Here is a 20,971-nt window from a genome sequence, read left to right as displayed (position 1 = left end):
ATTCATTAGTATAAAAGTAAAAGGGGGAAGGCTTGTATTTAGAAATTGACAAAATTCAGATTATTAACCTGCATGACTTTTGAGCAATTGCACAAGTGGAGATACCGTTTTTTACAAGTGCGGTCATGAAAATAAAAGATTTTCCGACCGCACTTTTACCGGAATGCTGTTATACGATGTCTAAATGTTGTCGACGCGTCGGGCCTGGAAAAGCGTTATTCAGGCGCGAGAGTTGCTCCGGTGAGAGTTTCATTTCTAAACAAGCGAGATTTTCTTTCATGTGTTGTACTTGTCCCGCTTTCGGAATGGCAATCATATTCGGTTGGGCCAATACGAACGCCAGCAACACTTGATACGGTGTACAATCCAGCTCCTTTGCTACCGTATTTACAACGGAATTATCGATTAAACTGCGTTGCAGTGCACCAGCCTGCGCCAGAGGACAATATGCTACCGTCGGAATAGAATGTTTATCCTGATAAGGTTTAAGCACATATTCGATACCGCGCGATCCCAAATGAAACAGCACTTCGTTTACCTGACAATGTTTTCCTGCCGGTAATTCCGACAATTCCTGCATATCTTCCAGATCAAAATTAGAAACGCCCCATGCTTTAATTTTGCCTTTGGCTTTGAGCTTTTCCAGTTCTTCGACGGTTTCTGCCAACGGCGTGACACCACGCCAATGATACAGATACATATCCAAGTAATCGGTATTCAGGGCTTTTAGGGAATTGTCACAGGCGCGCTCCATATTGCGTTTATTGGCGTTATTAGGCAAGACTTTGGAAAGCAGGTAAACCGATTCGCGTGTATAAGGCGAAATCGCTTCACCGACTAACCGTTCAGCGCGTCCGTTGCCATACATTTCGGCCGTATCAATGAGATTAATACCGTGTTCGATTCCGTAACGTAATGCAGCGATTTCTTCCTGACGATAACGTTGGTTATCGCCCATAAACCAAGTTCCCATGCCAAGTGCGGTCAGTTTATCGCCGTTTTTTAACGTGATTTTTTTCATGATTTTCTCCGTTTCAGTAAAAAGTGCGGTAATTTTGACCGCACTTTTTTATTTTTATTATTAACGTACCATAGCGGGACGTTTGCGATCGAATTTCCAGCCGGGGTAGTAGAATTGCATCGGAATAGCGTCATTACGCGCGCCGTTCGGTAATTTCTTGTGCAGCTCGTGAGCTTTGAGAACGTTATCCATATTAAGTTCGATACCTAAACCCGGTTTGTCATTGAGTTTAATTTTGCCGTCTTTGATTTCTAACGGATTTTTTGTTAAATAAAAATCCCCTTCTTGCCAGATCCAATGGGTATCCAAGGCGGTAGGATTACCCGGCGCGGCGGCGCCTACGTGACTGAACATGGCTAAAGAAATATCAAAGTGGTTGTTAGAATGACAGCCCCATGTCAATCCCCATTCATTACAGAGTTGAGCTACTCGACTGGCGCCGGTTAATGTCCAGAAATGCGGATCGGCAAGAGGAATATCCACCGATTGCAGCATAATCGCATGGCACATTTCCCGCCAGTTGGTCGCGATCATATTGGTGGCGGTCGGGATACCCGTTCTGCGGCGGAATTCCGCCATGATTTCACGACCGGAATAGCCGTTTTCGCCGATACAAGGGTCTTCGGCATAGGTTAAAACATCATTCAGCCCTTTACAAAGCTGAATGGCTTCGTCTAACGACCAGCAACCGTTCGGATCCAGAGTGATGCGGGCGTCCGGGAAATGTTTTTTCAGTTCGATAACGGTATCGATTTCCTTCGAACCTTCAAAAACACCGCCTTTCAGTTTGAAATCTTTAAAACCGTAACGATCCTTGGATGCCGCCGCGAGTTCTATTACCGCTTGGGTATCCATGGCTTTTTTACGGCGAATATCGTACCACTCATGTTTACCTGTAACAGGTTGTTGATACGGTAAATCGGTGATTTTATCATCGCCTACGTAAAATAAATATCCTAATACCGTGACTTCGTCGCGTTGTTTACCCGGGCCTAATAATTCCGCTACCGGTACGCCGAGAAATTGTCCCATTAAATCAAGCAGAGCGGCTTCCAGTGCGGCGACGGCGTTAACGCGAAGTTCGAAAGTCCAGGCGCCTTTACCGAAGGTATCATAGTCCGCATCTAAATAGCCGTTATGCATATCGTTGACGATTTTGTTCAGAATGGAAATAGGGCGCCCGACAACATGAGGAATGGCTTCTGTTAACGCATTTTCGATCGTTGCGCCGCCCGGGGCTTCACCTACGCCGGTATGGCCGGAATTGTCGGTTAAAATAACGATATTTCGAGTAAAATAAGGACTGTGCGCGCCGCCGACATTCATTAACATACTATCGTGACCGGCCACAGGAATAACTTTCATATCGGTAATAACGGGAACGGATTGTGTACTCATAAATAAATTTCCTTTTATATGAAGTGCGGTGAAAACTGCATAAATTTTGACCGCACTTTTTGTTGGCTTTTAACTTGTGTGCATCGGTTTCTTGATTTGACGGTATATGGATAGCACCACGCTTGCGGCGGCTAATAGCAAGAATGCCAAGGCGATAGGGTGCTGGAATAATTCGGAAATATCACCGTTTGCATATTGCAGACCGCGACGTAAATTGGTTTCCAGTGCGTTTTCGAGAATAAAACCCAGAATAAACGGCGGTGCCGGAATATCGAATTTAGACAGGCTTAAACCGATAATACCGAATAACAGCAGACTCCACATATCGAAAATACGGTTGTTTAATGCGTACGCGCCGATTAAACAAAGAACAATGATGATCGGCATTAAAATATAAGAGGGAATTTCCAGGATTTTGACAAAGAAACGCATACAGGCGTACATAATTAACGCCATTAAGAAAGAGGATACGATCATCGATGCGAAGATGTGATAAACCACTTCGCCGTTGGTTTGGAATAGCAACGGTCCGGGCTGTAAACCGTGTAACATAAAACCGCCGAGTAAAATAGCCGTGGCGCCGTCTCCCGGAATACCTAACGTAAGTAACGGTATCATGGCGCCTCCGATAGAGGAGTTATTGCTGGCTTCGGTGGAAATAATCCCCTCAGGAATACCTGTACCGAATTTCTCCGGTGTTTTGCTTACGTTTTTGGTGACGGAATAAGCAATGATATTGCTGCTTGAAGCGCCGATGCCGGGTAAGATACCGATACCCAATCCAATAAGTGATGAACGAACGAGATTGACGATTTGATTTTTTATTTCGCTTAAACGAAAACCTAGCAGTCCCTGCATTTTATAGTTCCGGATTTTACCGGCACTTTGTTTGCCGTCGCCCGAAGACAAAACTTCGCTGATGGCATATAAACCGACTAATACGGCGAGGAGGTTAAAGCCGGATGACAAATCGACGGAACCGAAAGTAAAACGTTGGGCGCTGTCTATTGAGGATAAACCTACTGTTGCGAACATCATGCCGAATAAGGCGCTTAATAATCCTTTTGTCATCGATTTGCCGGATAAGGACGAAATCAATGTCAGCGCGAATAATGTGACGCTGAAATATTCCCACGGTCCGAATTTAATGGTTAAAGCCGCCAGTACGGGACTGAGAATTATCATTGCGAAAATACCGATAACAGTACCGATAAGCGAAGCGAAAATGCCTAACCCCAGCGCTTTACCCGCTTCGCCTTTACGGGCCATTGGAACGCCTTCGAAAGTTGTGGCGATGGAGGATGGCGTGCCGGGAATATTGAGCAGAATAGCCGAAATCAAACCGCCCGAGATACCGCCGATATAAATTGCGGTAAGCATGGATAATCCGTTACCGCTGCTCATGGCATAGGTAATGGGTAAAAACATCGAGAGTGCGGCAACGGTAGTTAAGCCGGGTAACGAGCCGAAAATAATGCCGATACTTACGCCTAACGCAATAAAGGCGATACTTAGCGGATCACCGAAGACCGCACCGAATCCTGAATTGAGCATTTCTAACATAGGGATACTCCTAACCTAAAATACCGACAGGTAAAAACAAGGTGAGGTATTTACTGAATACGTAATAGATTGAAACGGTAAATACTATAGATAATACAATAATGAACAATATCCATTTTTTGCGTTTTTCTGCCGGAAGGAGAACAATAGATTGCAAAATTAAATAGGTAATACTTGAAACAATAAAGCCGGCATCTTGATAACAGGCGATATACAAGCTCAGTAACGCTAAAGAGAGGACTAATTTAATCGGAAATTTTTTCGTTTGTTCCGCTGTAAGCGCCGGGGTTTCAAGCGATTTTGTTTTTCGCCAGTTGCTCAGGGTGGTGATAAATAATACAACGCTGAGAAACAGCATTAAACCGCCGATAATATTGGGAATGGTTTTGGAATCCGGTCCTTGTTGTCCGAATGGGCTGAAAACGGAAATGCTTTGCGCATGATAGAGATAGCTTATGGCAAGCACAGCAAAAAAGATGCTGACGGCAAGATCTTTTTTTATTTTGGGATTCATGTGACATCTCCTGTAGGGGGAAGAATACATGAACGATCGATCGGGTTCCGATCGATCGTTAACACAACGTTATTTTTTACCTTGTAGTAAGTCTTTGATTGCGAGCAATTCGTCGCGTTCTCGATTCCAGGTCGCAATCGTATCGGCTGTATTCAAATAAACCGGTTTTTGGAAGAAACCTTCGATTTCTTTTTGATATTCTTTGTTTTCATTGATGATTTTGCCTGTCGCGGCAGAAAGTTTTTCAATGATTTCAGGATTGGTACCTTTTGGGAAGAACAGGGTATTGTAATAATAATAACCGGCCGGAACTTTTGATTCGCGTAATGTCGGAATATTTACCAGTTTATCGTGCTTACTGCGTTCATTGCTGACATTGGCGATATATTTGAACTGACCTTTATCCACATAATCCTGAACCATATTGAACGGCATTGGAATAATATCGACGTGTTTTCCTAAAAGAAGCGGTAAACGTTCACCGGAACCGCCGGATGAGACAACATTAAGTTGTGCACCCGCTTGTTGTAATCCGATAGCAATCCATAAGGTTGATGCGCCTGTATTTACGGCAAGTTTATATTTGCCGGGGTTTTTCTGCGATTCGGCAATCAGCTCTTCAACGTTATTAAACGGTGCGTCCGCGTTAACCACTAATACTTCATCGGCCGCACTGGAGAAGATGCAGCACGGATCAAAATCTTTAAAACCGAAATTAACCATACCTGAGGCTTCGGCAATATTTAAAGAAAGCTGGGTGACTAATACATTATAACCGTCCGGTTTCATATCTTTTACCTGTGCGGCTGCGATAGAACCGCCGCTACCGGCAATATTACTCACAACAAACGGCTGTCCGAGTTCTTTGGTTAAGTGTTTGGCAAGAGCGCGGGCGTTATAATCGGAGTTTCCGCCCGCAGCGAACGCAACAATAAGGTTTACCGGGCGTTTAGGCCAATCTACATCGGCAGAAGCCGAAGTCGAAAAAACGGCAACGGCAGTGGTGAATGCCGCAAGTGTCGTATTAAGTTTGAATTTTTTCATCTTGATATCTCCCAAGAGTTAATGGATAGAGAAATTAATAACATTATAGAAATTGTGTTTTTTTGAGTATTCGATATTTCTGAGAAAATATAACTTTTTTAGCGGAAAGATTTGTGCAAATGCAATATGTCGTGTGACGGAGTTCACAATTTTTACAAAATTTACAATGGAGAATGGCGGATTTTAGTGAAAAATAAAGGGAACATAAGTTCCCTTTCAGATGATTTTACGTCGTCTTACATAAACATATTAAAAATCAAGACAAGTGCTAAACAAGAGAAGGCGCCGATAAAGGAAACCATTGTTTTAGCCATAAATTGGTCTTTAACTTCTTTTAAACCGTATAAACCGTTGAATACCCAGAATCCGCTGTCATTGAAGTAGCTGAAGGATACGGCGCCGGCACAGGTCGACATCGCGACCAGTGTAGGATTTAAGCCTAATTGCGGCACAAGCGGGGCGGCCAAGGTGGCGGCGGTGATTAACGCAACGGTGGCGCTACCCAGAGCAATACGCATGAGTGCGGCAATAACGAAAGGAATCAGAATCCCCGGAATGCCGACGGTTAAAACCGCTTCCCCTAAAGCGTTACCGATACCGGCATCACGCACAACATAACCTAAGGCTCCGCCTGCGCCGGTGATGAATAAAATCATACCGGTTGATTTTACACCGTCTTCAATAGCTTTGTTGGTTTCTTCTTTGGAAAGACGACGACCTAAACCGTAAAGTGCGATTAAAAGACCGATAATCAATGCAATGATTGGGTGACCGGCAATTTTTAAGAAACTGGCGAAGCCGCTTTCGATTTCTAAGAAATTAACGGTGGTATTGCCTAAAATCAGAATTAAAGGAATCAGAATCGGTGAAAATGACAACCATGCGCCCGGCAGTTTTTTGTCTTTATAAATTTGTTCGAGATTTTCAATGGATTTGATGTATTCTTCTTTAAATTCCTTACGTTCAAAATCGGTACCGTCTTCATTCGGAATTTGGTAGATTTTTTTACCGAGCCATTTTGCATACAGTGTAGACATTACTAAGGTCGGAACCGTTAAGATTAAGCCCCAAATAATCATCATACCCATATCGATATCCAAAATACCGGCAACGGCTAACGGACCCGGAGTAGGCGGAATGAATACGTGTGCTAATTGTAAACCTGTGGCCATCGCTAAACCGAGCGCAATCACACTTTTTCCGGTCATGCGGGATAAGGATTTAGCAAGCGGGGTTAAAATAATTAAGCCGGAATCGGCAAAAACAGGAATAGCCACTACATAACCCGTTAAGGCTAATGCCCATTCTTCTTTGGCTTTACCGATTAATTTGATAATGGAGAACGCCATTTGTTCGGCGGCTCCCGATTTCTCTAAAATCGCTCCCATCATGACGCCGATGCCGATAATAATACCGGTACTACCCAAGGTACTGCCGAATCCCTTCGTAACCGAGCTGATCACTTCGGCGAAAGGCAATCCGCCGATCAGACCGGTGGTTAATGAAGCGAGGATTAAAGCAACAAAAACGTGAATTCTTGTTTTCATCGCCAATATTAGAAGAAGCGCAATACCGATCGCCAAACCGACGAGCATTTGCGACATACTTGCTGCAGTTTCCATTTGTTCACTCCTTTACAGAGAATAAATTTAAGTGTGATTTAAAATGGACAAGAGTACAGGTTGAAATTTCATCGGATATCTTTCGGCAAGTGTTACGTTGAACGTTCAACCTGTATATTGTTATTTAAAATCGGTATTATGCGCTTAACGCACTAAGCAAGGCTTTTTGTTATCGAATTTCCAGCCCGGAATTAAGAATTGCATTGCCATAGCATCGTCACGAGCGCCTAACCCCATCGATTTATAGAGTTCGTTGGCTTTCATCACCTGATCCATATCTAACTCCACGCCAAGACCCGGTTTTTTCGGTACTTCGACCAATCCGCCTTTGATTTGGAACGGTTCTTTGGTTAAACGTTGGTTGCCTTCTTGCCAGATCCAGTGAGTATCGATTGCCGTAATGTCGCCCGGTGCGGCAGCGGCGACATGAGTGAACATCGCCAGAGAAATATCAAAGTGATTATTGGAGTGAGAACCCCAGGTTAAGCCCCATTCATGGCACATTTGCGCCACGCGGATAGAACCCTGCATAGTCCAGAAATGCGGATCGGCTAACGGAATATCTACGGATTGTAATGAAATCGTGTGCCCCATTTGACGCCAGTCGGTGGCAATCATATTAGTGGCGGTCGGCAGACCCGTCGCACGACGGAATTCCGCCATAATTTCACGACCGGAATACCCTTGTTCCGCACCGCACGGGTCTTCCGCATAGGCAAGAACGCCTTTTAACTGTTTACCGATTTTAACGGCTTCGTCCAGCGACCATGCCCCGTTCGGGTCGAGAGTGATACGGGCATCCGGAAAACGTTTTGCCAGCGCGGTGACAGCTTCGGCTTCTTCGAAACCGTCTAAAACGCCGCCTTTCAGTTTAAAATCGTTAAAACCGTATTTTTCATAAGCCGCTTCGGCAAGACGTACGACGGATTCCGGCGTCATCGCTTCTTCATGACGGACACGATACCAGTCGCACGGATCATTTTCCTGGTTTTGATAGGCGAGAGTGGTTTTTTTACGATCACCGATAAAGAATAAATAGCCCAGCATTTCAACGGCATCGCGTTGCTGACCGTCGCCCAATAATGATGCTACGGTAACGCCTAAGAATTGACCTAACAAATCCAGCATGGCGGCTTCAATAGCCGTTACGACATGAATGGTGGTGCGCAAATCGAAAGTTTGCAGGCCACGACCGCCGGCATCGTGATCATTAAAGGTTTGACGCACGGTATTCATCACGTTTTTGTATTCGCCGAGGGTTTTACCGATGACTAAAGGTTTTGCATCTTCCAATGTTTGACGAATTTTTTCCCCGCCGGGTACTTCACCGACCCCGGTATTGCCGCTGTTGTCTTTTAAAATCACGATATTACGGGTGAAATAAGGACTGTGCGCACCGCTCAGGTTCAATAACATACTGTCATGACCGGCAACCGGAATCACTTGCATTTCTGTAATAATTGGCGTGCTCATAATAAACCTCTTGTTGTTTGACTAAATTGTAAATTGAATTCTTTAATTGCAGCAGTACGGTAAAAATTCCGCATTTTCTGACCGCACTTTGACGAAGAATTAACACTTTAGAGCAGGACGTTTTATGATGATTCCCACTCTCGAATACATGATTCGGGAAACTGATAGCAGTATATTTAAACCTTTGCATTTTATAATTAGAGAATATCCCAAATGCACGATTTATAATTCAAATATGTTTAGGCATGCGCACAACCGGAAGTGATCTTGCTCACAAAAATGAAATTATTTTGGCAATAAAAAGAGTGACGAAATGACTAAAATGTCTTGGCTGGTTATAAATGATAATTTCCGATATAACGATAACGTTGATCGAAAAATCGTAGATAAAGTGCGGTCGGATATGGAAGCGTTTATTTGTGACTATATTAAATCCCGAACGCCGACTATTTGAAAGATAAACGGATCCTAATACGAAATAGCAAAATCGACTTAAAATTCAGAAGAAAGAGAGGAAGAATATGGAGGCGTGTCCCGGAGTCGAACCGAGCTACATGGATTTGCAATCCAGTGCATAACCGCTTTGCTAACACGCCGTGAGGTTTGGATAATAAAAAAACACCTGAACGGTGTCATTTAATCAATGATATTCAAATGGTGCCCGAGGCCAGACTTGAACTGGCACGCCTCGAAAGGCGAGGGATTTTAAATCCCTTGCGTCTACCGATTCCGCCACTCGGGCATAACGCATTTTTAAATTGGAGCGGGAAACGAGGCTCGAACTCGCGACCCCAACCTTGGCAAGGTTGTGCTCTACCAACTGAGCTATTCCCGCTTTATATCAGCTTGCTGCCGTTAACGGAAGTGCATTCTACGGATTTTCAATTTAGTGTCAACCGATATTTTTAAAAAAGATAAAAAACGCTGCCGATTGATTATAAAAAAGGCAATTCTGACTGAAAGAATATAAAAAGCAGGTAAAATATTTTGTCTTTTATTTAATGTGAAAATCTTCCTTTTATCCGACCGCACTTTGTGCCACAATGCGCAAATCCGTATTTAAATATAATTTAAAAAGATGTAGGTAAATTGAATGACGAAATATGCTCTAGATACGCTTTTAGCCCAAGCGGGAAACCGAACGGATCCCCGCACCGGTGCGGTTTCCACGCCGATTTTTCTTTCAACGGCTTACGGTCACCAGGGTATCGGAGAAAGCACGGGGTATGATTATAGCCGTACGAAAAATCCGACCCGCACCGTTTTGGAAGAAACCATGGCGAAATTAGACGGCGGCGATCGCGGTTTTGCCTTTGCTTCCGGTATGGCGGCGATTCAGGTATTGATGAGCTTATTTAACGCGCCGGACGAATGGATTGTCTCCGCTGACGTATACGGCGGCACTTATCGTTTATTGGATTATTGTTATAAAAATAATCATAGCGTAAAACCTGTTTACGTGAATACCGCTTCCACGGAGGCGATTGAAGCGGCAATCACCGCAAATACCAAGGCGATTTTTGTGGAAACCCCGTCTAACCCGTTAATGGAAGAATGTGATGTCGCCGCTATTGCAAAGGTGGCGAAGAAACATAATTTATTGTTAATTGTAGACAACACCTTTTTAACGCCGGTGTTGTTCCGGCCGATGGACTTGGGAGCGGATATAACCCTTTACAGCGCTACCAAATATATTGCCGGGCATAATGATGTGTTAGCCGGTTTAATTGTTGCGAAAGGGCAGGAATTATGCGACAGATTGTTTTATATTCAAAACGGTGCGGGCGCCGTGCTTTCGCCGTTTGATTCCTGGTTGACTATCCGCGGATTGAAAACCCTGTCGTTACGCGTGATGCGTCATCAGGAAAATGCGCGGGATATTGCTGAATTTTTGCGTCAACAACCGCAGGTAAAAGATGTGTTATATCCGAATAAAGGCGGTATGCTGTCGTTCCGTTTACAGGATGAAAATTGGGTGAATCCGTTTTTAAAAGCCATTCGGTTAATTACGTTTGCCGAAAGCCTGGGCGGAACGGAAAGTTTCATTACGTATCCGTCTACTCAGACCCATATGGATATTCCCGAGGCGGAACGTATTGCCCGCGGCGTAACGAACGATTTGTTGCGTTTTTCCGTCGGCTTGGAAGACGTAGCGGATATTAAGGCGGATTTATCGCAGGCATTTGCTCGATTAAAATAAGATTTCGCAAATCGTAACGATTGATTGACCGGAAGTGCGGTTAAAATTACACTCGTTTTTACTAAAAGAGCGGGACTCTTGAAATTCACTGATTTGCTCCCCATATTGAAAGGGAACAAACAATATAATTAAAGGATAAAACATATGGCAGAAGTATTTCATTCAACAGATGCGTCTTTTGAAGCGGACGTATTAAAAGCGGACGTACCGGTATTATTGGATTTTTGGGCACCTTGGTGCGGTCCTTGCCGCATGGTCGGTCCGATCTTGGAAGAGTTGGCGGCGGAATACGGTGACAAAGTCAAAATCGTTAAAATTAATATCGACGAAAACCAAGGTACGCCGGCACAATTCGGGGTACGTAGCATTCCGACTTTATTGCTGTTTAAAGACGGCAAAGTGGTAGGCACTCAAGTAGGCGCATTACCAAAAAATCAGTTGGCAAATTTTGTTAACCAAGCACTTTAATTGCACCTTTCTTTCAAAATCCCGGCATTGTCCGGGATTTTTTTGTCTCTGAAATTTTCATCATAGGTTTAAAAGTTGATTTAAATCAAATAAATCCCATTTAAATGATTTTGAGAATGATTTTCATTGAACTTAATTTTGATTTTTCAATAGAATTATTGACGATTTGTTATTTCTAGATTGTTTTTTTGTAAAAATGCCCGGTTTCAACTTTTTTATTTTATTGTTTTTATTTTTTCTTCCTATATCCGCCCACGCGACAGAAATTGCAGTCATAACAGAGCAAAACACGCCTGAACGTAATGTAATGGAAGCCAAACCCAAATCTATTGCAAATGTAGAAAAATTACCCGAAACATCGTTAGCTATCGACAAAAAAACGGGACGAGGGGGGGCACGAAATATTCATACGGATAAAAATTTAGCCGAGTATGCGTTAAATAAAGCGATTGAACGGGGCCATCCGAATATGATTGAAAAAGCGTTAAAAATTTACCGCACTTTTCCTAATCTAGATCCAATTTTGGTTAAATTTGCCGAAGCCAAAATAGCAAAAGCGCGTCAAGATTATTCCGTGGCAATCCGTTTATTCCGCGAGATTATCGCAGAGCGTGCGGATCTCAACCCGGTACGCATCGAATTAGCGATTGTTTTGTTTTTAGACAAACAGGACAGTGCCGCTAAGGCGCAGTTTGAAAAAGCCTTGAGTGACGAAAGCACTCCGCCGGATATTGTCCGGCTGATTAATCTTTATCTGGAGGCGCTGAATAAACGCGATACATGGCAATTCAATGTGAATGCAGGATATATGCGGGAAGAAAATGTCAATAACGTGTCCGATTCCCTTTATATTGAAAATACGGCGTTTAAAAAAGGCGACTCCATGTTGCCGCAAAAAGCTCACGGCATTCAATTTTACGTAGGATTCGAACGCGATTTCAATTTAATGTATTCCCATTATCTCCACATCGAAAATCTTACCTATGGTAAAGCCTATTGGGACAATAACGATTACACCGATATTACCAACCGCACATATCTCGGCTATCGTCATAAATCCGCCAAAACCGCCTGGTCCGTTCTGCCATTTTACGAACGTCAATGGTATGCCACGCACCGTTATAAGAAAGCGACCGGAGTACGGGGAGAATTAAATCATTGGTTGAACCGAAACTGGCAAATATCCACCGCGCTTGAATACGGCAAAGAACAATATCATCGAAACGCTTTGCTGGACGGTAATAACAAATTAGCTTCCGCTACTTTGGTTTGGTTGCGTACGCCGCGGCAATATTTCTATTTCGGCGGCGATTACAGTTTTCAACGCGCTCAGGCACGTCACTACGGCTATGATTTAAAAACCGCACGTATCGGTTGGGGACAAGAATGGGAACGGGGTATTTCGACCCGTCTGGGCTTTGCCGTTTCAAAGCGTGAGTATAAAGCCGACCATGTGCTGGGCAACGTATTTTATTTCAGCAAACCGCGGGAAGACGATATTTACAACATCAACGCCTCCTTATGGAAACGCGATTGGCATTTATGGGGTATTACGCCCAAACTTCGTTTCAACTGGAAAAAACAACGCAGCAACTTTGACAGCCTTTATTCGTACATAGATCGCAGCATAACAGTTTCGGTTGAGAAAACTTTTTAATTACTTTTTTAACTAATAGGATCAATTTATGAGCAAATTTACAAATGTTGCGCTGGCGCTTTTAATGTCATTGGGGATCGGGGCTTGTTCTTCAAGTACCGGCGACTCGTCATCAACCTCCGGCTCCGTTACGGCATCCACTACCCCGACAAATACCTATACTGCATCGACCTCGGAGGATGATTCGGCGTCAGACGCTGGCGGTTCGACTTCAAACAATGACGGTTCGGCGTCAGACGATGGCGACTCGACTTCGGATGATACGGCTACGCTAAGTCAAATTATTGTAGGTACAAATCCAAGCGCTTCGGATTCCGCATCTGCAGCCTACAACTATATCAACAATGATACGGATACGTTGCTTTCCGCAATTGCTTCCGTCGGTACATCGACGCTGAGCGCCAGCTGTTCAAGCAGTTCCAGCGGCGCCTGTTCAAGCGCCAATAAATCTCAGGGGGAGGTAATGATTGCCAAAACCCAAAGCTATTCAAGTTATGCGGTAATTCGTGAAGATTATAACGCTGAAGATGTTCCGGCTAACTCTTATGTCGCGGTAAATACCAATCCGACATCGGCGGCGAATTTATCATCCGCATTAAACGCGACTTATTCGGGACAGGCAACTTATAGCGTCAAAAATAGAGCGAATGCGTTAACGCGCGATTTTACTATGACGGTAACGGATTCGACTGTGAGCGGTTCTGTCTACACAACGGCAACGAACGGAAACACGACGACTTGGGTAACGTTTAATGACGGAACGATTTCGGTCGATACCGGAGCGATTACATTTAGCGGCACCGCAACATTTAAAGAAAGCACTTTTGGCGTAACGGACGGTACTTACCAAGGATCATTTGCCGGTGAAAATGCGGAAGAAGTGGTGGGTACGTTTGAATCTAACGAATCGACGGATTCCGGATCGGTACAAGGCGCATTTGCAGGGACTAAAGACTGATATTTTTAGAAGTGCGGTCGTTTTTAACCGTGTTTTACCCGTTTAACCTAAGGAGCATATTATGCAAAAAACAAAACTCGCTTTATTATTTGCCGGTATTTTCGCTATGCCGGCAACGGCACATGCGGAAGAGACGGAAATATCCACTAGTGAAGATTTAGGTATCGAAACTTTAGAAACAATTGTTGTACAAGATACGTCTTTTAGCCAACAAATCGGTACGCAAAAAATTACCGAAGCGCAAATTAAACGCCGCCCTTCAACCAACGGCAATATCACGGAGCTGTTAAAAAGCAATCCGACCGTCGCATTTTCAAATCAGGCGGAAACATCAATAGGTGCGGGTGAAATTAAACCTGAAGAAATTTCATTCCACGGTGAAAAATTTTATAACAATAACTTTACTGTCGACGGTATTACCAATAACGATAATATGAATCCTGCCAGCGGTAATGCGACTTTGAATGCGCAAAACGGTATGGAGGTGTATGAGTTGCCTTCCGAGGGTTCCCAATCTATGTGGATTGATTCGTCATTATTGAAATCCGTAGAAGCATTCGACAGTAATGTTTCAGCCAAATACGGTAACTTTACCGGCGGGGTGGTCAATGCGGAAATTAAAGATCCCGAGTTTGATAAGCAGCACGGTCGTATTTCTTACCGCACTACCCGGGGCAGTTGGGCTAAATTCCATGTTCAGGACAAAAATGTCGATGATTTCTATAAGGCGAATCGTTACGACTTTCAGCCGGAATTTACCAAAAATATTTATTCCGTTTCGGTAAGTCAGCCGTTAAGCGAAAACACGTCGTTACTTTTCTCATATAACAGAACGGAATCGGATATTAAATATTTGCATCCTTATCTTTATTATACGGATAATCCGCTCGGTTATGTGACGGAAACGCAAAAACGGGTCAATGAAACCTATTTATTAAAAGGCGTTCATATTGCTGAAAACGGTGATATTTGGAAAGCTACATTTATGTATTCGCCGCATAAATCCAAATCATTCAAACCTAATGTTGTGGGGGGGGGGTATTCAAATAATGGCGGCGGTTACAATTTCAATCTTACTTGGGATAAAGAATACGATAACCTTAAGATGAACACTGTTTTTTCTTATAAACGGGTCGGCAATGAAATCGAACATGATGTCGATACCTATCGTCGTTACGTCTCGACCGGAGCGTCGGGCGGAACGATCGACTGGCGTAGTAATTCAAGCGGTTATGCATTGTACGGCGGTTACGGTTCTTATAAAACGCAAAAAGATACTTACACGATAAAACAGAATTATAGTCTGAAGGAATTCGATTTAGGCGATACAAGCCATAAATTAATATTTGGCTGGTCTGCCGAATTGGCGCAGGCAAAATACAAACGAGATCATGAAGCGTGGCAATATTACTACGAATCGGCCAATATCAGCTGTAACGGTATGAACGAATGTATCGAGGGAGAACAATATGCCACTTCGGCCCAGGCTTATGCGGCAAAGAATGTGAAAGTAAACGACAGTAGTTATGCCGCATATATTGAAGATCGCATAAAATGGAAAAATGTGGATTTAAATCTTGGTGCCCGGGTAGACTACAACCAATATTTGAAAAATGTGAATGTAGCGCCGCGGATTTCCATTAACTATGATGTGTTTAGTGACGGTAATACCAATATTTTCGGCGGTTATAACCGTTATTATGCAAATTCGATGCTTGCTTATAAACTCCGCGAAGGTATCGGTAACCGAGACCGCTGGTATCGTAATGCAAGTACCAATTATGTATGGACGCTGAGAGCGTCGGGGACGAGTTATCCGTACGCAACTTCGGATCTGGAAACGCCTTATAGCGACGAGTTTGTTCTTGGCGTAGGTCAGAAAATGTGGGGAATCGATACCGTGTTAAAATGGGTTCACCGTAACGGACGTGATCAATTTACACGCAAAACTATTAATGGTTATTACACACTAACCAATGACGGCTGGAGTAAAAACGATAATATAACCCTAAGTTTTGATAAAATCGGCGAATATAAATTTAAATATGCCAATATGGATTGGGGACTATCGTTTCGTTACAATAAAAACGAAACAAGCGGCAGCAATTACGATGCAAATGCAACATATTTCGACAACGAGTATGCCGTATATAACGGTCGGTTGATCCAAGCCGACGATTTACCGAGCAATGATTATAATTCAAAATGGGCGGCAACTTTAAATGTGAATACGGAATTTCCGAGTATCCGTTTAACCTGGGATCAGCGTTTAAGTTGGGTCGGCGCTTATGATTATATTAAAGCAACATCCACCTCGATAAACTGTCAATACAGTAACTATCAATCTATTTGCGGTTCTTTATACGGTCAAGATATCGATGCGACCGTATACGAAGATGCGAGTATCGGCAGTCAATTGCTATTAGATTGGCGCTTCGCTTACAAGCAACCGATTACGAAAGATCAATATATAGAAATTACGTTAGACGTAAACAACGTATTGGACAGTAAGGCAAAAGCTTCATCCTCCGGGTCGACCATTTACTACAAAATGGGTCGCAATTTCTGGCTCGGCGCAAGCTATAACTGGTAATTTACATTTATTCATGTGAAAAAGTGCGGAGAAATCGACCGCGCTTTTTTAATGAAACGAAAAAGGAATTCAAAGTGCGGTTAAAAAATCCATTATTTTCGGTGTTATTTTTAATATTGAGTATCCGGGTCGGAGCGGAAATTTCGACGCCTATTCAAGGAAAACTGGATAACGGATTGCGTTATACCTTATTGCCGTTACACGAAGAAAAAGGGCATGTGGAAATCCGCATGAAAGTTAATGCGGGGGCGGTGGATCAGAAAGACCATCAGCACGGAGTGGCGCACATGGTAGAACACTCAGTATTTCACCAATCCGAGAAATATCCCGATGTGATGGCCCATTTGCACCGTAACAATTGGGTGCGCGGTAAAAATTATAATGCCGTGACGACAATGGACAGTACGACCTATATGCTTACGCCGCCGGTTCAGGCTAATCTGGAGCAGGGATTGGACGCTTTACAACAAATGCTGTTCCGTGCCAAGTTAACCCAAAAGGATTTGGACGGCGAACGTAAAGTTATTATGGAAGAATGGCGACAGGGACTGGGTGTCGGTTCGGCGATGAATCAACAACGTTCGTCCGCTATCCGAGCCGATTCCCGTTATGTCCGTTCGCCGGTTATCGGTACGGAACAAGCCATAGCCGGCATGCCGGCCGCCGAACTGCAGGATTTTTATCGTACTTGGTATGTGCCGAACAATATGCAACTGCTGATTATGGGAGATTTTGAAGCCGAACGGGCGAAATCTTTAATTAAGCAATATTTCGGCGATGAAAAAGCAAAAAATTTACCGTCACGGGATTACCTGGAACCCGTTCTGAAAGATCGTATTTTGATGTCGAAAGTACAGGACCCCCGTAGCGGTGTGAGTCAGGTCGCCTTTGTATTCCGTGTGGACGAAAGCCGTAGCAAGGGGCAATCCGAGCGGGCCCGTTACGAACGGATGGTGGATCGCCTTGCGCTGGCCGCCGTCACGCAACGCATTCGCAATGAGAGCATGGTGAAAAACAATCTGCCTAAAGGCGTGGAAAGTCTGGTGGTACGAAAATCCGATATCGGTCGGAAAACGGCGGCGGTGGCGATTTTTGCAAGCGTGGATAAAACATCCCATAAAGCGGGATTAGAACGGATTCTGACCGAAATCGAACGTTTGAAACGTTATCCGATTACGGCGGACGAATTGGCGAAACAAAAAGAAACGGTTCAGGCTCAGGTGGATAATGCTAAAAAAAATAAAGGAGATCGCGATTTTCAAGGTTGGCTGCGGGCAATGATGGATTCCGTATTGCAGGATAAGCCTTATTTGCCCCAAACGGAAATAGCGGCACTCACTCAACCGATTTTAGAGAAAATTTCCGTGGCGGACATTAATGCGCGGATTCGCTTCTGGTTAAACGCCGAAGATCGTATTGTGCAGTATCAACCGCCCCGTAACGAGCAACTGACATTAACGGTTGCGGATGTAACCGCGTTGCAAGCGACGGTTTCCGGGGCGGAAATCATGCCGCCGACGCCGGAAAAAGAGATTACGCCAATGGCGTTGAACAGTGTCGATACACAAGGTACGGTCAAAAAAACGACTGTTTTTAAGGCGCAAAATGTACAGCATTGGCAACTGTCCAACGGCGATAAAGTCGTGTGGCTGAAATTGCCGTTAGCCCGACAACGTACGTATTTTAAAGCTGTCAGCCGAGCCGGGTTTAAGTCGGAAGGACTGGGGGAGTGGCAGAGCCAGATTGCCGCTCAGCTGATTGCGCAAAATGCGCCGTTTGATTGGGAAACCGAGCAACTGAACCGGTGGAAAGAACTGTCTAAAGTGGGATTATCCATTAACCAGACCGAAACCAAGCTGATTTTTGACGGTACGGCGGATAATGAGCATTTGCAGGATTTATTCCGTTTGTTTTACGCTTATGAAACGGAAACCCAGGTCAAAGACGGGCTGGATGAGATAAAAGAACAATTCGCCCGCAGTTTGGATTTACAAAACCGACACAGTGATGAAAATGTCCGTTTGAAAGCGTTAACCAAATTACGGTACAGTGTGGAATCGACCGATGCGTTGCCGGATCATGTCGCATTAACAGCTTTATCGGAACAGGATTTAAATGCTTGCTGGGAAAAAATGGTTGCGGTACCTGTCACATACTACATCGTTAATAATATGGACGAAACGGCGTTAAAAAAACTGGTGACGCAGTATCTTGCCGTGCCTCGAGGTAAACCGTTGAAATCCGGCAGAATACTTCCTACGCCGGGGAAAAATACGGTGGAATTGGCGCAGAATTTAGATCCGAAAGCGGAAGTGACGTTCTGGATGTTTACGCCCCGCCCGTGGCAGGGCAAAGATGCCGTGCGGGTGGCGTTATTACGCAGTATTGCGACCAATAAACTGAAACAGGCGCTACGCGATCAGGCCTTAGGCGTATACAGTTTACGTTTTGAAAGCATGCTGAATCCGGAATCGGCACGTATCGAAAGCGAATTGAAATTCACCACGGAACCGTCCAAGGTGCGGGATTTGCTGGAAAAGGCCCGAGCGGTGTTAAAAAATCTGCCGTCGGCTATTACGGAAGAAGACGTAACAACCGCCAAATCGCAATTTGAACAAAGGGAAAAAGCCCGCCGAAAAGAAGTGTTTACTTGGATGAACCGATTGATTTTGAGCGAGGAGCAATTCGGCCATCCTGAATATCTCACGGAGATGCAGGGATTGACGCAAGAAATCACATTGCAAAAAATCAAAGAAATGGCGTCGAATATTTATCACGAAAATAATCAGAAAACCTATATTCTATTACCGAAAAGCGAAAAATAGCTCAAAAGTGCGGTCAAAACCGACCGCACTTTTTTTATTACAACGCGGTATCCGAAAAGACACCGGGTTTAATTTGGTATTTTACGCTGGCATAAGCCGGGGTAGCGTTTTTGATTGTCCCAGACGTGATCAATGGTCATTTGGTTTTTGTCGTATTGCAGAATATGCAGATTTACGCTTTCGCCGGAATTGGAACTTTCCTTCAGATTTTCAAAGAATAACGATTCGTACTCTTTTAATTGCGGCTCTTCATCCAAGCGTTTTTCTGTCTGGCTGGGGTGAATGCGCCCGAAAGAATAATCGGTGCTGATTTCCGACAGGACATTGTCTTTTAATTGCCAACGACCGGTATGTTTGCTTTCGTAAGCGAAATGGTTATTCACAAACAGCAAACCGGTGCCAACGGTAGAACCGTCCGCTTGAAAGTCTAGGCTGTCCAACGATTGAATATGCAAATCATCGTAAATAATTTTACATTGCCATTCGCCGATGATGTCTTGTTTGGAAACGCTCGGATTTTTGACCGCCGTTTCCGACAAAATAACATTGCCGTAAGCGGATTGGACTGCAATAGCGGTTAACAGCCATAATGCGAATTTTTTGCTCATTTTGCTTGCTCCCGTAATTTTTTCAAAACGGCTTTCATTTTATCGTCTAACGGTGCGTTTAGACGCAGGGGTTCGCCGGTTTTCGGGTGTTCGAAACGAATGTTTGCGGCATGCAGAAATAAACGGTTCAGTCCCAACGCCGCCATACCGGCATCAAAGTTTCTATCGCCGTATTTATCGTCCATAGCTATAGGATGTCCGGCATATTGGGCGTGCACACGGATTTGATGGGTTCTGCCGGTGACGGGAGACGCCTTTACCAACGTGGCGTCAGCATAACGCTCTTCAACGGAAAATCGGGTTTCCGAGGGTTTGCCTTGCTCGCTCACCCGAACCATGCGTTCGCCGCCGGATAGTTCGTTTTTCAGCAGAGGCGCTTTCACCGCTTTAACATGGGATTGCCATTGCCCGCGCACTAACGCCAAATAATCTTTCTGCACGGTTTTAAGACGTAACTGTTCGTGTAAATTGCGCAAAACGGAACGTTTTTTCGCCACCAGTAAAATACCCGATGTATCGCGATCCAGACGGTGAACCAGTTCTAAAAAACGCGCATGCGGACGTAATGCGCGCAAGCCCTCGATTACCCCGAAGCTTAAACCGCTGCCGCCGTGTACCGCAATACCGGAAGGTTTGTTGAGTACCAGCAGACAATCGTCTTCAAAAATAATCTGCTGTTCCAGTTGCGCTACTTTGTTGAGTTTGGTTGAAACCGGTGTCTCTTTTTCCGAAATGCGTACCGGTGGCACGCGTATGATGTCGCCCGCCTGAAGCTTATATTCGGGTTTAATCCGCCCTTTGTTTACGCGCACTTCGCCTTTGCGCACAATGCGGTAAATCAGACTTTTCGGCACGCCTTTTAATTTGGCGAGCAAAAAATTGTCGATCCGCTGACCGGCTTCGTCATCGGAAATCTGCAGCATTTTAACGGAGACGTTAATGACTTTGTCGTTCATATTCGTATTTATTAGTGAAAATCAGGCGGATTCTAGCATAAAAGCCGCCCGAATTGAATGATCGAAATAGC

General features: G+C 44.2%; 16 protein-coding genes and 3 tRNA genes. 7 read left to right on the top strand and 12 right to left on the bottom strand.

Annotation, left to right across the window (positions count from 1 at the left end; genetic code table 11):
* Positions 1-169: 169 nt before the first annotated feature.
* From ASUC_RS09610 to gudD, 7 genes are all read right to left on the bottom strand, one after another.
* Positions 170-1,021 carry an aldo/keto reductase gene (locus tag ASUC_RS09610; RefSeq protein ID WP_012073581.1) on the bottom strand — a complete coding sequence of 284 codons (852 nt, stop codon included), beginning with the start codon at positions 1,019-1,021 and terminating at the stop codon, positions 170-172.
* 60 nt (positions 1,022-1,081) lie between these two features.
* On the bottom strand, positions 1,082-2,419 hold the full coding sequence (locus tag ASUC_RS09605; RefSeq protein ID WP_012073580.1) for an enolase C-terminal domain-like protein: 1,338 nt from the start codon (positions 2,417-2,419) through the stop codon (positions 1,082-1,084).
* Positions 2,420-2,488: 69 nt separating this feature from the next.
* Positions 2,489-3,982 carry a tripartite tricarboxylate transporter permease gene (locus ASUC_RS09600; protein WP_012073579.1) on the bottom strand — a complete coding sequence of 498 codons (1,494 nt, stop codon included), beginning with the start codon at positions 3,980-3,982 and terminating at the stop codon, positions 2,489-2,491.
* 10 nt (positions 3,983-3,992) lie between these two features.
* Positions 3,993-4,496 carry a tripartite tricarboxylate transporter TctB family protein gene (locus ASUC_RS11025; protein WP_012073578.1) on the bottom strand — a complete coding sequence of 168 codons (504 nt, stop codon included), beginning with the start codon at positions 4,494-4,496 and terminating at the stop codon, positions 3,993-3,995.
* A 69-nt stretch (positions 4,497-4,565) separates the two neighbouring features.
* A complete protein-coding gene (locus ASUC_RS09590) occupies positions 4,566-5,540 on the bottom strand; it encodes a tripartite tricarboxylate transporter substrate binding protein (protein WP_012073577.1) in 975 nt (324 codons plus the stop codon).
* 236 nt (positions 5,541-5,776) lie between these two features.
* The gene (locus ASUC_RS09585) at positions 5,777-7,162 is read right to left on the bottom strand and encodes a GntP family permease (RefSeq protein WP_012073576.1); all 1,386 of its coding nucleotides are present in this window, start codon (positions 7,160-7,162) and stop codon (positions 5,777-5,779) included.
* Positions 7,163-7,306: 144 nt separating this feature from the next.
* Positions 7,307-8,635 carry a glucarate dehydratase gene (gudD, locus tag ASUC_RS09580; RefSeq protein ID WP_012073575.1) on the bottom strand — a complete coding sequence of 443 codons (1,329 nt, stop codon included), beginning with the start codon at positions 8,633-8,635 and terminating at the stop codon, positions 7,307-7,309.
* A 313-nt stretch (positions 8,636-8,948) separates the two neighbouring features.
* Between gudD and ASUC_RS11260 the strand changes: the two genes are divergently transcribed.
* A complete protein-coding gene (locus tag ASUC_RS11260) occupies positions 8,949-9,089 on the top strand; it encodes a hypothetical protein (protein ID WP_156770518.1) in 141 nt (46 codons plus the stop codon).
* A 68-nt stretch (positions 9,090-9,157) separates the two neighbouring features.
* Here the strand turns inward: ASUC_RS11260 and ASUC_RS09575 are convergent.
* The 3 genes from ASUC_RS09575 to ASUC_RS09565 all read right to left on the bottom strand — a co-directional run bounded on the left by ASUC_RS09575 (position 9,158) and on the right by ASUC_RS09565 (position 9,470).
* Positions 9,158-9,231, bottom strand: a tRNA-Cys gene (locus ASUC_RS09575).
* Positions 9,232-9,290: 59 nt separating this feature from the next.
* A tRNA-Leu gene (locus ASUC_RS09570) sits at positions 9,291-9,377 on the bottom strand.
* A gap of 17 nt (positions 9,378-9,394) precedes the next feature.
* Positions 9,395-9,470: transfer RNA gene (locus ASUC_RS09565), tRNA-Gly, on the bottom strand.
* A gap of 258 nt (positions 9,471-9,728) precedes the next feature.
* On the opposite strand from ASUC_RS09565, the gene ASUC_RS09560 reads away from it, so the two are divergent.
* The 6 genes from ASUC_RS09560 to ASUC_RS09535 all read left to right on the top strand — a co-directional run bounded on the left by ASUC_RS09560 (position 9,729) and on the right by ASUC_RS09535 (position 19,336).
* Complete coding sequence (locus ASUC_RS09560; protein ID WP_012073574.1) at positions 9,729-10,835, top strand: methionine biosynthesis PLP-dependent protein; 1,107 nt, start codon at positions 9,729-9,731, stop codon at positions 10,833-10,835.
* 144 nt (positions 10,836-10,979) lie between these two features.
* Positions 10,980-11,303, top strand: a complete 324-nt coding sequence (gene trxA / locus ASUC_RS09555; RefSeq protein WP_012073573.1) for a thioredoxin — start codon at positions 10,980-10,982, stop codon at positions 11,301-11,303.
* Between the two features lie 307 nt (positions 11,304-11,610).
* Positions 11,611-12,960 (top strand): surface lipoprotein assembly modifier, encoded by a 1,350-nt coding sequence (locus tag ASUC_RS09550; RefSeq protein ID WP_172435794.1) that lies wholly within the window; start codon positions 11,611-11,613, stop codon positions 12,958-12,960.
* A gap of 28 nt (positions 12,961-12,988) precedes the next feature.
* Positions 12,989-13,918 carry a transferrin-binding protein-like solute binding protein gene (locus ASUC_RS09545; protein ID WP_012073571.1) on the top strand — a complete coding sequence of 310 codons (930 nt, stop codon included), beginning with the start codon at positions 12,989-12,991 and terminating at the stop codon, positions 13,916-13,918.
* A gap of 61 nt (positions 13,919-13,979) precedes the next feature.
* The gene (locus ASUC_RS09540) at positions 13,980-16,511 is read left to right on the top strand and encodes a TonB-dependent receptor plug domain-containing protein (protein WP_012073570.1); all 2,532 of its coding nucleotides are present in this window, start codon (positions 13,980-13,982) and stop codon (positions 16,509-16,511) included.
* A 116-nt stretch (positions 16,512-16,627) separates the two neighbouring features.
* Positions 16,628-19,336, top strand: a complete 2,709-nt coding sequence (locus tag ASUC_RS09535) for a M16 family metallopeptidase (RefSeq protein WP_318248750.1) — start codon at positions 16,628-16,630, stop codon at positions 19,334-19,336.
* Positions 19,337-19,404: 68 nt separating this feature from the next.
* Here the strand turns inward: ASUC_RS09535 and ASUC_RS09530 are convergent, their stop codons facing one another.
* Positions 19,405-19,944 carry a hypothetical protein gene (locus ASUC_RS09530; protein ID WP_012073568.1) on the bottom strand — a complete coding sequence of 180 codons (540 nt, stop codon included), beginning with the start codon at positions 19,942-19,944 and terminating at the stop codon, positions 19,405-19,407.
* Positions 19,941-20,900 (bottom strand): 23S rRNA pseudouridine(955/2504/2580) synthase RluC, encoded by a 960-nt coding sequence (rluC, locus tag ASUC_RS09525; protein WP_012073567.1) that lies wholly within the window; start codon positions 20,898-20,900, stop codon positions 19,941-19,943. The genes ASUC_RS09530 and rluC overlap by 4 nt, the downstream gene beginning before the upstream one ends.
* Positions 20,901-20,971: the final 71 nt, after the last annotated feature.

The organism is Actinobacillus succinogenes 130Z, from assembly GCF_000017245.1.
In the GTDB taxonomy this organism is placed as follows: domain Bacteria; phylum Pseudomonadota; class Gammaproteobacteria; order Enterobacterales; family Pasteurellaceae; genus Exercitatus; species Exercitatus succinogenes.
This window is presented reverse-complemented; position numbering and strand designations above follow the sequence as displayed.

Excerpts from the sequence above, each read along its gene's own strand:
- ASUC_RS09610 (WP_012073581.1), bottom strand. The coding sequence starts at position 1,021 with ATGAAAAAAATCACGTTAAAAAACGGCGATAAACTGACCGCACTTGGC.
- ASUC_RS09605 (WP_012073580.1), bottom strand. The coding sequence starts at position 2,419 with ATGAGTACACAATCCGTTCCCGTTATTACCGATATGAAAGTTATTCCT.
- ASUC_RS09600 (WP_012073579.1), bottom strand. The coding sequence starts at position 3,982 with ATGTTAGAAATGCTCAATTCAGGATTCGGTGCGGTCTTCGGTGATCCG.
- ASUC_RS11025 (WP_012073578.1), bottom strand. The coding sequence starts at position 4,496 with ATGAATCCCAAAATAAAAAAAGATCTTGCCGTCAGCATCTTTTTTGCT.
- ASUC_RS09590 (WP_012073577.1), bottom strand. The coding sequence starts at position 5,540 with ATGAAAAAATTCAAACTTAATACGACACTTGCGGCATTCACCACTGCC.
- ASUC_RS09585 (WP_012073576.1), bottom strand. The coding sequence starts at position 7,162 with ATGGAAACTGCAGCAAGTATGTCGCAAATGCTCGTCGGTTTGGCGATC.
- gudD (WP_012073575.1), bottom strand. The coding sequence starts at position 8,635 with ATGAGCACGCCAATTATTACAGAAATGCAAGTGATTCCGGTTGCCGGT.
- ASUC_RS11260 (WP_156770518.1), top strand. The coding sequence starts at position 8,949 with ATGACTAAAATGTCTTGGCTGGTTATAAATGATAATTTCCGATATAAC.
- ASUC_RS09560 (WP_012073574.1), top strand. The coding sequence starts at position 9,729 with ATGACGAAATATGCTCTAGATACGCTTTTAGCCCAAGCGGGAAACCGA.
- trxA (WP_012073573.1), top strand. The coding sequence starts at position 10,980 with ATGGCAGAAGTATTTCATTCAACAGATGCGTCTTTTGAAGCGGACGTA.
- ASUC_RS09550 (WP_172435794.1), top strand. The coding sequence starts at position 11,611 with ATGGAAGCCAAACCCAAATCTATTGCAAATGTAGAAAAATTACCCGAA.
- ASUC_RS09545 (WP_012073571.1), top strand. The coding sequence starts at position 12,989 with ATGAGCAAATTTACAAATGTTGCGCTGGCGCTTTTAATGTCATTGGGG.
- ASUC_RS09540 (WP_012073570.1), top strand. The coding sequence starts at position 13,980 with ATGCAAAAAACAAAACTCGCTTTATTATTTGCCGGTATTTTCGCTATG.
- ASUC_RS09530 (WP_012073568.1), bottom strand. The coding sequence starts at position 19,944 with ATGAGCAAAAAATTCGCATTATGGCTGTTAACCGCTATTGCAGTCCAA.
- rluC (WP_012073567.1), bottom strand. The coding sequence starts at position 20,900 with ATGAACGACAAAGTCATTAACGTCTCCGTTAAAATGCTGCAGATTTCC.